This window comes from Flavobacterium sp. LC2016-13 (genome assembly GCF_009707955.1).
Lineage (GTDB): Bacteria > Bacteroidota > Bacteroidia > Flavobacteriales > Flavobacteriaceae > Flavobacterium.
The window spans coordinates 74,115-89,065 of the sequence record NZ_WMDQ01000015.1; the positions used below are offsets into that span (position 1 = coordinate 74,115).

Below are 14,951 nucleotides of genomic sequence, written 5' to 3' on the forward strand. Positions count from 1 at the left end.
TTAAGAAGGAGTAGAGTTTTTAGAAGGCGCTTTTTTAGATAATTGTGCAAAGATTTCATCGAGAGATACTTTCTCAAATTGAATTTCACGTAATTTCCAATTGTTATAAACGCTTAATGCTACAATTTTTTCAGCAATTTCCTGCGTTCCGGTAAACGTAATTTGTACTTTTTTTGGAGACAGAAAAACAGTATTTGTAACTTCAGGAATATCATTTAATGTTTCAATGGCCGGCGGATTTTCAAAACTTGCCGTTAATTTATCTGCTTCGATATGATTGTTGAAAGCTTCGAGTGAATCAGCAAAAACCATGTGTCCGTTTTCAATCATTCTTATTTCCTGACACGTTGCCTGTACTTCAGATAAAATGTGTGAAGAGAAGATTACGGCTTTGTCTTTAGAGATTTTCTTGATTAGGTTTCTAACTTCTAAAATTTGGTTTGGATCCAGTCCGTTTGTTGGTTCATCTAAAACTACTAATTTTGGTTCGTGAATAATAGCTTGAGCAATACCCACACGTTGTCTGTATCCACCAGATAAGTTTCGAATTAATCGATTGCTAAAATGAGAAATTCCGCATTGTTCTTTAGCTCTTTCTACAGCATTTTTTAAATCTTCTTTTTTTACAAGACGTAATTCTGCACAATGCGTTAAGTATTCATTTACAGTTAAATCCAGATGCAAAGGCGGCGTTTGTGGCAAAAAGCCAATTAGTTTTTTAGCCTCAACCGGGTTTTCTTTTAAATTGATTCCGTCAATAAAAATATTTCCGCTGGTTTGGTTCAAAACCCCACAAAGAATATTCATCGTGGTCGATTTTCCGGCTCCGTTAGAACCTAATAATCCCAGAATTTTATTTTCTTTAATTTCAAAACTTATATTTTGTATTGCCCAATCCTTACTGTATTGATGTGACAAATCCTCAACTCTTACAATTGTTGTTGTTTCCATAGTGATTTTTAAAATTGCAGGAATATATTTTTACTGAAAATACATTCCTGCATCATTTTTATTATTTAGTGTATCCTTCGTTTTGAGTTAAGAAAGGATTAGAACGAGTAGCAGTTTCCGGTATTGGATAAAGGCTATCTGTAGTATTCCAAATTTTTGAAGAGATTATTCCAAGTACGGCATCAGCTTTTCCGGTTCTTTTAAGATCGAACCATCTGTGGCCAAATTCTCCAAAAAATTCACGCTCTCTTTCTACAGCAATTAAGTCTAACAACTGATTTGGGTCTGTTAAAGTAGTTGATCCCAATAAAGCTCTGTTTCTAATTACGTTAATATCTTCCTGAGCTCCCGTAATATTATTTAGTTTTACTCTGGCTTCTGCTCTAATTAAATAAAGTTCTGCGAGTCTCAATACTGTAGAGCGTTCTACAGGAGTTGTCAGATATGAGTTTTTGTATTTTCTGGGACCAATTCCGATATATACTCCGGCTGATGATTTAATATCAACAGTCCAGTTTGTTTTTCTTGCGTCACCGGTTTCAAATAGTGTAGCACTTTTTCTAAGGATAAATGTTCCTCCTATTTGTGTTAACGGATTTGGTCCGGGAAATGTAGCCCCACCTTCATACGTATAAGCCGTATTAAAGTAAGGTATTTGCCAAATAGCCTCGGTATTATCTGCAATAAACGGGCTGTTAGTTGCAGTTAATCCGTTTATCATTTTATAAGTTCCACTTTGGCTAATTACGTCACTTGCATAAGTAGAAGCTTCGGTCCATTTTCCTAAATAAAGATTTACTCTGGCCAATAAACTTTCTGCAGCCCATTTTGTAGCTCTGATACGTTGATTACTGGTGTAATTACTGTAATTAACCGGAAGGTTGTTTGCAGCTTCTTCAAGATCAAGATTAATTTGATTGTAAACTTCAGCTTGTGTATTACGTGGTGCTAAAGCAGACTGATCAACATTTGTAGTTAAAACTAAAGGAACATCTCCATATAAATTAGTCAGATAAAAATAAGAGAAAGCTCTTAAAAATTTGGCTTCAGCAAGAAAGCGTGTACTTTTGGCCTCTGTAAGTGTTTTACTGCCAGATATACCTTCTATAACAGCATTAGAATTGTAGATAGTCTTATACAATTCTGTCCACATACTACCAATTGTACCGTCAGTAAATGGAATTTCATTTGTAGTATAAACATTTTCAATTAACGAAACCGGAAGAAGTTCATCAGAAGTTTGTCCGGGAATTGTATGCAATGAGCTATAGTAAGTACTCGCTACCATACTTTGATAGATTCCGTTTACGGCAGCTTCGGCAGTAGCATCAGATGTGTATACAGTAGTAGATGATAAATCGTTAATAGGAAGATCAACTTCAAGTAAACTTTCGCAACTCGTTAGTCCTATTAAAAGAAAAAACGAAAATATATACGTGTATTTTATAGAATTATTTTTCATGTTTTTTAGATTTAAAATGTAAACTGAGTTCCAAGAGTTATGGTACGTAATGGAGGTAAAGCTAAACCTTGAGTTTCCGGATCAAATCCTTTGAATTTAGTAAAAGTTACCAGGTTTTGTCCTTGTAATGAAAGACGAATATTCTGAATGAACTTTTTTGTAGCCTGATCTAACGGAATATTATAAGTTGCGCTTACATTTTTAAGTTTGATGTAAGAAGCATCTACAATAGTAGCCGTAGAACCTGCATAATTCAAGAAACTAGGTTGGTAAGCAGTACTTAAAGTATTTCCCTGAGCGATGTAATCATTGTATTCATCAACCTGATAATTGGCTAAACCATAAGGATAACCCGGTTGAACAGCAGTAGATGATAATAAGCTTCTTCCGTCTTGTTTTACAAATTGAAATAAAAAGTCTAATGAAAATGCTTTGTAACTAATAGAGTTTAAAATTCCCCCATAATATTTAGGAGCCGTAGATCCGTAATATTTTCTGTCTCCGGCACCTGTCTGAGCAAAACCGGTACTAATTTTTCCATCTCCGTTAGCATCTTCAAACTGGGCAATACCATTTACTACTCCGGTATAATTATATAAATATCTTGCTGTTATTGCATTTCCGATAACATATTGAGAATAATAAGCCGTATTTTGTAAATTGTCAAATTCTAAAAGTTTATTAGAGTTTGTCGAAAAATTAAATGATGTAGACCAGTTTAAGTTTTTAGTATGAACGTTGGTTGATGCCAGCGTAAATTCCCATCCTTTATTTTCAACCAATGCACCTAAATTTGCTGTGTATCCTGTAAAACCAGCCTGAGGGCTAAGTGTTGCCGTTACTAATTGGTTTCCGGAAGTGTTTCTGTAAAAAGCAGCAGTAAAAGATAAACGATCATTGAAAAAACCAAGATCTAAGGCAGCCTCAAACTTCTTTGTAGTTTCCCATCTGTAATTAGGATTTGCAATTCTGGTTGTTGTCATTGCTGCATATCCAGTACCGTAAGTACCAGAACTATAAGTGTCTGCATATCCATAATCACTTGGTGGATCATTACCAACTTCACCATAACTTGTACGAAGTTTACCAAAACTAAGTACTGAATTGTCTTTTAAGAAATCTTCTTCTGTAAAAATCCAGGCAGCACCAAGAGAACCAAAATTTCCATATTTTTTATTGGCACCAAAACGAGACGATCCGTCTCTTCTAAAATTGGCATTCAATATATATTTATTTTGAATATTATAGTTTACCCTGCTAAAAAGAGAAGCATATCTATATTCAGATGAACCATTGTATGAAGTTACATTTGTTGCAGAACCTGTAATACCAATTAAGTTATCAGCACTATAACCTGATGTACTTACGTAAGATGGCATTTCTGATTTTCTGTTTTGCCATGAACCACCAACTAAAACAGAAAGATTACCTTTCCATAAAGCAGTTGTATAGTTTAATTGCGGATCTATAGTAAAGTTGTTGGTATTATTATTAGAAACCGTGTAAGATCTTGAAAGGTTAAGTGAAAGATTACTAGCAGTATAATACACATTATTCATTCCTGATGCCGGCAAAATCTGCTCCGTAATCATTTCTGCTTTACCATAACCTAAGTCCGTTTTAAAAGATAATCCTTTTGCAATTTCTAATTGAAAATTAAAACTTGTAATTAAATTATTCCCTTTATCTTCAACTCTTCTGTCTAAAGCAGCGATTGGGTTTACATCACTAAAATAAGTTGGCGACCAATAATAAGAACCATCCGGATTGTAGATCGTGTGATTAGGTGCCGTTACTACTGCATAATTGGTAATGTCGTAGAATGGCAGTTTATTTTTATCTGTAGAATATAAAACTGTAGCTCCAACCTTTAGTTTTTTATTCAATGTAGTATGCGTAACATTAAAATTGGTAGAGAATTTATTATAACCAAAATCTCCCGGCAAAACAGTAGTTTCTTTGTGATACGTACTGCTTAGTAAGAAATTAGTATTATCATCTCCACCTTTTAAACTTGCAGAAAAATCATTAAAATTAGCCGTACCGCCAATTAATTTTTTTTGCCAGTCTGTATAAGCATTTTGGTCAAATGCTGTTAATGCAATACCGTTACTAAATCCTGTAGGAGTAGTATTTGTAGTGTTTAATGCCGTACGCAACATGTTTAGATAAGTAGGTGTATCTAAGGTTTTTATCATGTGCGCAACCTCAGAAACTCCAGAATTTGTATTAACCGTAAATACGGTTTTTCCTGATACTCCTTTTTTAGTTGTAATAAGTACCACACCATTTGCAGCTCTTGAACCGTAAATAGCAGTAGCATCTGCATCTTTAAGAATTTCGATACTTTCGATATCATTTGGGTTAATGATATTTAAAGGACTTGTTGATTTTTGAGCTCCTCTGATAATAAGATTTGCCTGAGATTGCTCTTTTATATCATTTGAGATATAAGGAATTCCATCAATTACATAAAGAGGCAAATTACTTGATTGAAGCGAATTTGTACCACGAATATTGATATTGATGTTACTTCCTGCATAACCGGATGTTTGAGAAACAAAAACTCCCGGAGTTCTTCCCTGCAAAGTTTGCAAAATGTTAGTTACAGGCTGTTTTTCAATATCTTCAGAAGTTATTTTTACAACAGATCCTGTTGCGGTTCTTTTAGTAGTAGTTCCATAACCAATAACGACAACTTCATCCAGTTTTGCTAAATCGGGTTGCATTTTAATGGTTATAGTTAATTGATTTTCAACTGTAATATCTTGTGTTTTATAGCCAAGATAAGATACTCTCAAAACATGTTTTCCAGCTGGTAATTCGATAAAAAATTGACCATCAAAATCAGATATACCGTGTTTATTTCCTCCAACTAATAAAACGGAAACGCCGGGTAAAGGCAAACCATTTTCATCTAAAATTTTTCCTGTCAGATTATAAGTAACATCCTCTTTTTCTTTTATAACAACAGGAACTTCTTTTTTATAAATCACGACATTTTTATCGACCTGTTTATAAACTAAATTACTACCCTGAAGCACAGAATTTAAAATATCGCTTACAGAACGCCTTCCTCCGGATGTAGTAATCTTAGGGAAATTATTAATAAGCTGTGGTTGGTATGCAAACAGTAATCCTGTTTTATTTTCGATACTTTTAAACAAGGTTTTTATATCCTGATTATGCAGTTCGATATCAACAGAAATTGATTCTAAAGATTGACCGTTCATTTTATTTGCAAGAACCATGTGGGTTCCGCAGGTCAGTAAGAAAATGTGGAATAAACTGATTCGCATGATCTTGAGTGTTTTTTTTGAAAGGTTAAATAAAGATGTGTTCTTTTCCCTTTCAAACGTGGTTGTTTTACAGCGTAATTTCATAAATTTGCATGTTTTTTAATGGTTACTGGAATTAATTATTAAGAATCGTTGCCATCTGGTGTAGGAGCTAGATGGCTTTTTTTTGGTTTTAATTCTATAGGCTAGTTATTTTTAAGGTTAATTATTTATAGATTTATTTTTACTCGCAACCCTTTCCTTCCAGAACAATTGCGCCATTTTTAGTGTAATGATATTCCGTTTCAATTACGCTGCAGACTACTTTTAGAATATGATCTAAATCTTCTTCATTTAAGAAACTCGCAGTAATTCGGCACTTTTTAATATTCTCGTTAGAAAGCGTAATAGGCACTTTATATTTTTGAGAAATAAGTGCAATCGCTTCTTCCATATTAATATTATCAAGAATCAGGTAATTGCTTTTCCATTCAACGACAACAGCCGAATTCACATTATTTTGTTCGTGGACCAAAGTAGTTTTGTTTACTTTAATTTGCTGATTTGGAGTAATAATACCGTATACATTATCCAAGTCTCCAACCTGAACTTTTCCGCGCGTTACCGTAACTTCAATTTTATCAGAATTACTGTAAGCGTTTATATTAAAAGCCGTTCCCAAAACTTTGGTCTGAACTTTTCCCGTATGCACGATAAATGGTTTTGTTTCGTTTCTTTTAATATCAAAATAAGCTTCTCCGGTTAAAGTAACTTCTCTCGTTTTATCATCGAAACTTACCTGATTGTATTCAACAGTACTATTTTCGTTTAAAAGAATAGTACTTCCGTCAGGTAAATGAATAAGTTGTTTTCCGCTAAAAGCCAACATAGGATTTGTTTCTTCAACTTTTTCTTCAGAATCAGTTTTTACAGGATTTGGAGTATTCTTGAAAAAGAAAACAGTACTAATAGCAAATAATATTGTAATGGCCGCAGCAATCGACAATAAAGTCCGCACTGTTTTTTTAGTTGATTTTTCTCTAAGCGGAATAACTTTCGTTGAAGAACTGGAAAGAATATAGTTTAAGATATTTTCTCCTTTTTGTGTTTCCAGTATTTCAACATTGTTGCTGTTTTTTAGCAACACATTAATTTTCTCTTTTAAGAAATCATCATGTACGCCATTTCGAATAACTTCCATGAGTTGTTCTTGTTCTGCTTCAGATAATGTGTTGTGCAGATAGCCTTCAAATAATTCTTCAAATACTTTTTGTTGCATTTGTTTGTAATTGTGAGTTAGTAATTAATTTTTGGTAAACTTGGGTATCGTTTGTTTTTGTTTTTTGTTTTTAAATCAGAGGCTTAAAATCTAATTATTTAAATAAACTCCAGATTGAAAATTTGGAATTTAAATACTTGGAATTTCTTTTAATAGAAGCTCTTTATTATAAAGACGATTGAAAAATAGGGAAGGAGTAGTCGAAAGTTAAAAAAATGTAAAAAAAACGTAAAAAATAAACTTTAGCCTTATTTTATACTGTAAATTATGAAAACAGACATCATAGAAAACAATAAAATCGACATGAACATATTCATGTAAGGCGAAATTTTAAAGCGGACAAATTTTAAGGCTTGCGACATGTGTTTTTTAACAGTCTCTGTAGAAATGCCTAAATCTTCTCCAATTTTTTGATGACTCATGCCATCCCATTTTGCCATTTTGTAAATTTTTTGTTGCTGAGGTGGCAACTGATCTACAATTTGATTTAAAATAACACTGTACTGATCATCTTTTATAGCAGTGTCAGTATCTTCTGCAGTTGTATTTTTATAATTAATATCAACTGATAAAGTAGTTTCTCTCGCAATTTTTTTAATCATATCAAAAATATGATTGCGGGAAATAATGAAAAGATAATTTTCAAGATTATTTATTTCGCCTAAATTCTGATGGTTGATCCAGATTTTCAAAAAAACATCCTGAACGACTTCTTCGGCTAAAATTTTTGATTTGGTTATTTTTAAAGCTGTAGAATAAACAACATTTTTATATTGATTATATAAACTAGTAAAAGCCAGTTCACTCCCCTGAGATAATTCTCGAAGAAGTTTATTTTCGTCAGAACTGGAATTAAGAGACATGATACTTTTGGCTTTTTATTGAATTTAGCAATATTATTTATTTTTTTTGAGACTTGTATATTCCATTTTCATAATACACCGTAGAATTGCTATTTTGATAATTATCAGGTATCAATTTTGTAAAATCAAAAAAATATACATCCTTCTTTTACCGATGAAGCGAATATTGGTGAAGTAATTGTTTGAATAATTGTAGGTTAAGTCTTTATATTATTGCGAAAGAGAACAAATTTATCGTTGAAATAAATTGTTTTTTGCGAGATATTTATAAAGTTATTATAGATTTGAATTTAAATCGAAAAAATAAATAGTTGTTATTAACAAGAATACCACAATAATTTTAGGTTAATTTTTTTGTCATAATTGCTAAGTTTGAATTTAAATTAAAACGTATGAAAAATAAAATTGTATTAATTTTTCTTGCCTGTAGCGGATTGGTTTTTTCGCAGGCAATTAAAAAGCCATTAGTTTCAGCCATTACCGTAAAAGACCTTAAAACAGATATGTACGAAATGGCCGGCGATCATTTTAATGGTCGTGAAGCCGGAACTTTAGACGAATTAAAAGTATCGATGTGGCTCGCAAACAAAGCAAAAGAAGCAGGCATGATTCCGGCAGGAGATGATGGTACTTTTTTTCAGTTTTTTGATTTATACAGACATCAGGTTACCTCAAATACCAAGTTTAGAATAGGGCAAAAAACATATAAATTGTGGAGCGAAGTTTTAGTCGCTGAAACTGCAAACATAAAAGTTGAGGCACCATTATTTTATCTTGAAACTACAAAAGAGGCGATTGAAAAAGCTGATGTAAAAGGAAAAGCAGTTGTTATTGTAGCTTCCAAAGAAGGAATTTCTGAAGACATTTCTCTTTTTGACAGACGTTATCCGGGACTTTTTAAACAAAAATATTATGAGCAATTAGCCGCAAAAGGAGCTGCAGCATTAATTATCGTTGCAGACGAATTAGGCGAAAAAAGCTGGTCGCAAGTTGAACCTCAAATGACAAGAGGTGTTTACGGAATTGAAGGTTATCGTGATAAAATACCTGTGCCTTCAAGAATGCCAACATTTTGGCTGCATAGCGATCAGTTAGAGTTTTTAAAAACTACAAAAGATAATTTATCGACAGAAGTAGTTTCAGAAACCTATAAATATCCATCGGTAAATGTTGTGGGGAAAATTGAAGGTACTGATGCCAAATTAAAAAACGAATATGTATTATTTAGCGGACATCAGGATCATGATGGCGTAAGACAAAAATACGGTCAGGATTCTATTTATAACGGAGCCGATGATAATGCGAGCACTTGCGTGGCGATGCTTGCCATTGCAAGAGCCTATAAAAAACAACCCGGAAAAAGAACCGCATTATTTGTGTTTCACGGTGCAGAAGAACGTGGGTTATTAGGATCAAGCTGGTACGCATCGCACCCAACAGTTCCTCAAAAAGATATTATTGCTGTACTAAACGGAGATATGATTGGAAGAAATGATGTAAACCAGGCAGCACTTTTAGGATCCAGCGCTCCTCATGAAAACTCTTCTGACTTAGTTAGTGTTGCCCAAAAAGCAAATGACGAAGGCCCGAAATTTGAGTTGGATAAACTTTGGGACAGACCAGAACATCCGGAATATTTTTTCTTCCGTTCAGATCATATTCCTTATGTTCGAAAAGGAATTCCATCTGTATTTTTCACCAGTGTTTTGCACAGCCAATATCACACTCCAATGGATGAATCTGAAAATATAGATTACGTAAAATTGCATAAAATGACAGAATGGATCTATCGCACAGGATGGATTTTATCTAATGATGCAAACAGACCTAAACTTTTGCCAGATGCAAAGTTTGAACGCTAAAAAAATGATGATTTTAATAACGAAAAGAGATAGTTATTACTATCTCTTTTTTTTTACAAAAACAGAAAAATATTAAAAAAACATATAAAAAAAATAACCTTTATTTTGTTAATTAATTGATTTTTAAGTTTTTATTTCTGGATTAAGAAATTCTAATGTTATTTTAATGTTGCGCTTTTGATTTAGTTCTAAATTGCGTCCGTATGAAGATTTTGTAAAAAAAAATCACTTTAAATCAGACTTTACTTGATCTTAAAAATGATTTTCTGAAACGGTTTTCATGATGATGTAACTTTTTATTTTTTAAGTAAATGTTGAATAAAATTAAAAATAGTTTTTTATGTAAATGCCTTCAGGTGTTACTAATCGGCTACTTTTTAATGAGCAGCATGAACATATCGAATAACCTTAGCCAAATCATAAAAGAGAATACAGAACAAGATTCCATTAAAGGAATTGCCTGTAATTTTTTCAAAAAAATATTTAAATGTGACGGTATTACAGAAGAAAAAAATGATTTTGAATCAAAGGATGCCAAAACCACAAAAGTTGCCAAAGGTATTCCGTCATTAGATTATTTAATTCCCTTGCACCCTTCATTGCCGGGTTTGTATTTTAAAACCGAAACCAAAGGAAAAAATCATATCGATAACCCGATTTTTTCGTTCGGTTTTCATGGTAAAATACATTTACGACCTCCTCAAAATACAATATAAATATGTAGTTTTTTTCGGATTAGAAGCAATTCTAAAACCCTTAATATGGCTTTTGCCGTATATATTATCTATCTATTAATCTTGTATTTATATTTAAATGACACCATTCAAACGTTTTTATAATTTACTTAAACTAGACAAACGCGACGTATATCAAATTATATTCTATGCAGCCTTTGCCGGTTTAGTAAACCTTTCATTGCCTTTAGGAATTCAGGCTATTATTAATTTTATTCAGAGTGGGCAACTTAGCGTTTCCTGGATAGTTCTTGTGTTTTTGGTTACCGTTGGAGTTGGTTTTGGCGGAGTTCTTACCATTCTTCAACTTCGCATTGTAGAAAATCTTCAACAGCGAATTTTTGTACGCTCCTCATTTGAATTCGCTTACAGAATGCCTTTAATTAAATTTAAAGAAATGTATTCTGAATATGCTCCAGAAAAAGCAAACCGTTTTTTTGATACGTTAATGGTTCAAAAAGGGACAGCAAAACTTTTACTTGACTTTTGTACCGCTTTTCTGCAAGTAGGTCTTGGTATTATATTATTGGTTTTATACCATTCTTTCTTTACCGTAATTGGACTTTTCTTTATTGCTATTTTATATATAATTTTTAAATTTTCGTATAAAGATGGTCTCGAAACAAGCCTTAACGAATCTAAGTTTAAATATAAAGTCGCAGCCTGGATTCAGGAAATAGCGCGCAACCGCGAAAGTTTCCGTAAAAAAGTAAGTTTCGAATATGCATTAAACCGAAATGACGGCTATGTAAGCGAATATGTAAATTATCGTGAAAAACACTTTCAGGTAATGAAAAAACAATATATACAACTTACGATTTTTAAAGTTCTTGTTACGGCTGCCTTATTGTCGATTGGTGGTTTTTTGGTAATTCATCATCAAATGAACATTGGGCAGTTTGTAGCAGCAGAAATTGTAATTGTATTGCTAATCAATTCGGTAGAAAAAATAATCTTCGGACTTGAATCTTTTTATGATGTTCTGACTTCAGTAGAGAAAATCGGTCAGGTTACAGATATGGAAATTTCATGTATCCCAAAAACTTCAGACGTAACCGAAACCGGAATAAATATCGAAACAGATAGTATCGCTTATAATTATCCGGGATATAGTAAAAAATCCCTTAAAAATATCAACCTGAAAATAGCGCAGGGAGAAAAAATATTATTAAGAGGAACAAATGGCGCTGGAAAAAGCACATTATTACGTTTACTTTCAGGCCTGCTTGAGCCAGAAAGCGGTGCAATGTATGTAACAGACAATTATATGAACCGCCTCGATGAAGATGCGTACAGAGCACAAGCCGGTACTCTTTTTCAGGGTGATACACTTTTTGCAGGAACAATCAGAGAAAATGTTCTTTTTGGAAACAACGCTATTAATAACGACGATCTAAAATGGGCGCTGGATAATGTTTGCCTTACGCCGTATATTAAAACATTTCCAAACGGACTTGAAAATCAAATTCACCCGGGAGGAAGCGAACTTTCTGCATCTGATCTTCAAAAAATTCTGTTGGCAAGAAGTATCGTTCACAAACCTAATATATTGTTCCTGGAAGATCCTGTCGACAAAATGGACGATTTGACTTCAGGTAAAATCATTGATTTTTTACTTTCTGAAGAAAATGATTGGACGGTAATTGTAACTTCCAATAATGATATTTGGATGGACAAATGTACCCGTATGATTACGATTGATGATGGAAAAATTAGTAACGACATAAAGCTTTAATCATGCTCAATATATCTAAAGATAACAATATACTTATAACGCCGGGAAAGTACAAATCGATTACCAGCGTTGCCCGCAGACCGCATTATAAAATTTTAAACAGAGTCATAATCGGATTTTTACTGTTTGCTGTTATGTGCCTTTTTCTTCCGTGGACACAAAATATTTCGGGAAGCGGTTCAGTAACGACTTTAAAACCGGACCAAAGACCGCAAACCGTTCACAATGCGATTGCCGGAAGAATCGAAAAATGGTTTGTGCAAGAAGGTGATTATGTGAAAAAAGGAGATACAATTCTTTTTATTTCAGAAACAAAAGAAGATTATTTAGATCCAAATCTGGTAGGGAATACTAAAGATCAGGTTGATGCTAAAAAAATGGCAGTAGAATCGTATGGTGATAAAGTAAACTCTCTTGATGTTCAGGCGCATTCGCTTAATACTGAAAGAGAATTGAAATTGCAACAGGCACAAAATAAAATAAAACAGGCTCATCTGAAAATAAAAAGTGACAGTATGGATCTTGAGGCAGTTAAAACGCAATTAAGAATCGCGAATACGCAATTTGATCGTTCGACAGCTTTAAATAAAGAAGGATTAAAACCACTTTCAGATGTAGAACAAAAAAGATTGAAACTTCAGGAATCTGAAGCCTATATTATTACACAGCAAAACAAGCTTTTAAGCAGTAAGAACGAACTTATCAATGCAAAAGTAGAGATCAACCGAATCACGGCTGAATATTCTGAAAAAATATCAAAATCAAGAAGTGATAAATTTACAGCTTTAAGCACGCAATATGATACAAAAGCGCAGGTAAATAAGCTGCATAATCAATATGTGAATTACAGTTTAAGAAATGGTTTGTATTACATCACGGCTCCTCAAAGCGGTTATGTAAACCGTGCTTTATTGGCCGGTCTTGGAGAAACTATTAAAGAAGGAACTCCAATTATAAGTATTATGCCGGCAAGTTATGATATTGCTGTCGAAACCTATGTAGATCCTATCGATCTTCCGTTGGTGCATCGCGGTGCAAAAGTACGTGTCTGGTTTGATGGCTGGCCAAGAATTGTATTTTCCGGCTGGCCGGGATTATCGTACGGAACTTTTGGCGGAAGAATAGTGGCAATAGAAAATTTTATCAGCGCTAACGGAAAATACAGAGTTCTTATTTCGCCTGACGGAAAAGATCATAAATGGCCAAAAGAACTTAGCATTGGAGCAGGAGCACAAAGCATTGCATTACTCGAAACGGTTTCGGTATGGTATGAAATATGGCGTAATCTGAATGGTTTTCCGCCCAATTATTATAAATCGGATGTGAAAGAAGAAAAAGGAAAGGAGAAAAAATAAAATGAAAAACATAGTAAAATTGTTTTCTTTTTTATTTCTATTTGGATTTTCTGTAGCATACAGCCAGGATTTTAATAAAGAAGAATTAAGTTACAGCGAATTTTTAGGATATGTAAAAAAGTACCATCCATTAGTAAAACAAGCCAATCTTGAATTGAGTAATGCTCAGGCTGCCCTTATGGTGGCACGTGGAGGTTTTGATCCGAAAATAGAAGTAGATTACAGTAAAAAAGAATTTAAAGGAACAGAATATTATTCGTTGTTGAACAGCAGTTTCAAAATTCCAACTTGGTACGGAATCGAAATAAAAGCCGGATTTGACGATACCGACGGTCAATATTACAATCCGCAAAATCGAACGCCGGATGCAGGATTAACTTCTTTGGGAATAAGTGTTGCTTTAGGACAGGGAATGTTTATAAACCAAAGAATGGCTGATGTCAGAGAAGGAAAATTGCAGTTGAAACTAAGTGATGCACAGCGAAAACTGAAAGCAATCGAGGTTTTGTACAAGGCGAGCGAAGCTTATTTTGAATGGAGAAAAACGTATAACGAAGCTGAACTTTATAAAAGATATCTGGGTTTCGCCAGTACACGTTTTACAGGTGTAAAAAAGTTGATAGAACTTGGAGATTCTCCTGCAATTGATAGTGTCGAAGCAGGAATTACGGTTAGAAACAGAGAATTGAATGTAGAAAATGGAAATCTAAAATTAGCGAAAGCAAAACTGTATTTGTCTAATTATTTATGGATAGAAAATGTTCCTGTTGAAGTAGGTGATCTCGTAAAACCAGAAGAAAATTTGATTTTAACGTTAGAAGAAACACTAAAAACAGCTTCGATGCTGGTAGATGTTGAAACACTCGATTCGCATCCAAAAATACAGGCTTTAGAAACCAAAATGTCGATGCTGGAAGTAAACAGGCAGCTAAAGGCGAATTCTTTGCTTCCGAAGCTAAATGTTGGTTACAACTATATTTCTGAACCTTCTTATTTCGATTCTTTTAATGCTGATGATTATAAGTTTAATGTTGATTTTAGCATTCCGATTTTTTTGAGAAAAGAACGCGGAAGTCTTAAATTGGCTAAGCTTAAAATTCAGGATTTAAAGTTTGATATTGATCAGCAAAGACTCGAACTTAAAAACAAAATAAAAGCGCAACAAACGGAAATCGCCTCTTTAAAAAGACAAAAAAATGTAATTGATAATCTGGTAAAAGATTATTTAACGATGTTGAATTCAGAAGAGAAATTGTTTTCTTTTGGCGAAAGTTCCATATTCCTGATCAATTCAAGAGAAAATAATTTAGTAAGTGCAAAATTATCTCAAATTGGTATAGAGAATCAGTTTTATATTTCGAATGCCGAGTTGTATAAAATATTGGCAAATCCCGATTGATCTATAAATTTAAAAATATAAAACCTGTAAAAT

10 protein-coding genes are annotated in these 14,951 nt (G+C 33.3%); 5 read left to right on the forward strand and 5 right to left on the reverse strand.

All coding sequences use genetic code 11. The annotated features are described in order from the left end of the window. From GKZ86_RS22505 to GKZ86_RS22525, 5 genes are all read right to left on the reverse strand, one after another. Window positions 1–951, reverse strand: coding sequence for an ABC transporter ATP-binding protein (locus tag GKZ86_RS22505; protein WP_154785291.1), 951 nt, complete (start codon window positions 949–951; stop codon window positions 1–3). 61 nt (window positions 952–1,012) lie between these two features. After that, on the reverse strand, window positions 1,013–2,413 hold the full coding sequence (locus GKZ86_RS22510) for a RagB/SusD family nutrient uptake outer membrane protein (RefSeq protein ID WP_154785292.1): 1,401 nt from the start codon (window positions 2,411–2,413) through the stop codon (window positions 1,013–1,015). A gap of 11 nt (window positions 2,414–2,424) precedes the next feature. Further along, window positions 2,425–5,712 (reverse strand): TonB-dependent receptor, encoded by a 3,288-nt coding sequence (locus GKZ86_RS22515; RefSeq protein WP_194632544.1) that lies wholly within the window; start codon window positions 5,710–5,712, stop codon window positions 2,425–2,427. Window positions 5,713–5,935: 223 nt separating this feature from the next. Continuing rightward, window positions 5,936–6,970, reverse strand: coding sequence for a FecR family protein (locus GKZ86_RS22520; protein WP_154785294.1), 1,035 nt, complete (start codon window positions 6,968–6,970; stop codon window positions 5,936–5,938). 248 nt (window positions 6,971–7,218) lie between these two features. Next, window positions 7,219–7,833 carry an RNA polymerase sigma factor gene (locus GKZ86_RS22525; RefSeq protein WP_154785295.1) on the reverse strand — a complete coding sequence of 205 codons (615 nt, stop codon included), beginning with the start codon at window positions 7,831–7,833 and terminating at the stop codon, window positions 7,219–7,221. A 392-nt stretch (window positions 7,834–8,225) separates the two neighbouring features. Between GKZ86_RS22525 and GKZ86_RS22530 the strand changes: the two genes are divergently transcribed. From GKZ86_RS22530 to GKZ86_RS22550, 5 genes are all read left to right on the forward strand, one after another. After that, window positions 8,226–9,695 carry a M28 family peptidase gene (locus GKZ86_RS22530; RefSeq protein WP_154785296.1) on the forward strand — a complete coding sequence of 490 codons (1,470 nt, stop codon included), beginning with the start codon at window positions 8,226–8,228 and terminating at the stop codon, window positions 9,693–9,695. A gap of 389 nt (window positions 9,696–10,084) precedes the next feature. After that, window positions 10,085–10,411, forward strand: a complete 327-nt coding sequence (locus tag GKZ86_RS22535; protein ID WP_228526595.1) for a hypothetical protein — start codon at window positions 10,085–10,087, stop codon at window positions 10,409–10,411. Window positions 10,412–10,508: 97 nt separating this feature from the next. Further along, the gene (locus tag GKZ86_RS22540; RefSeq protein ID WP_154785298.1) at window positions 10,509–12,164 is read left to right on the forward strand and encodes a peptidase domain-containing ABC transporter; all 1,656 of its coding nucleotides are present in this window, start codon (window positions 10,509–10,511) and stop codon (window positions 12,162–12,164) included. A 2-nt stretch (window positions 12,165–12,166) separates the two neighbouring features. Then, window positions 12,167–13,519: an HlyD family secretion protein gene (locus GKZ86_RS22545; RefSeq protein WP_154785299.1), complete on the forward strand. Its 1,353-nt coding sequence runs from the start codon at window positions 12,167–12,169 to the stop codon at window positions 13,517–13,519. Between the two features lies 1 nt (window position 13,520). After that, a complete protein-coding gene (locus GKZ86_RS22550; protein WP_154785300.1) occupies window positions 13,521–14,918 on the forward strand; it encodes a TolC family protein in 1,398 nt (465 codons plus the stop codon). The last annotated feature ends 33 nt before the right edge of the window (window positions 14,919–14,951 follow it).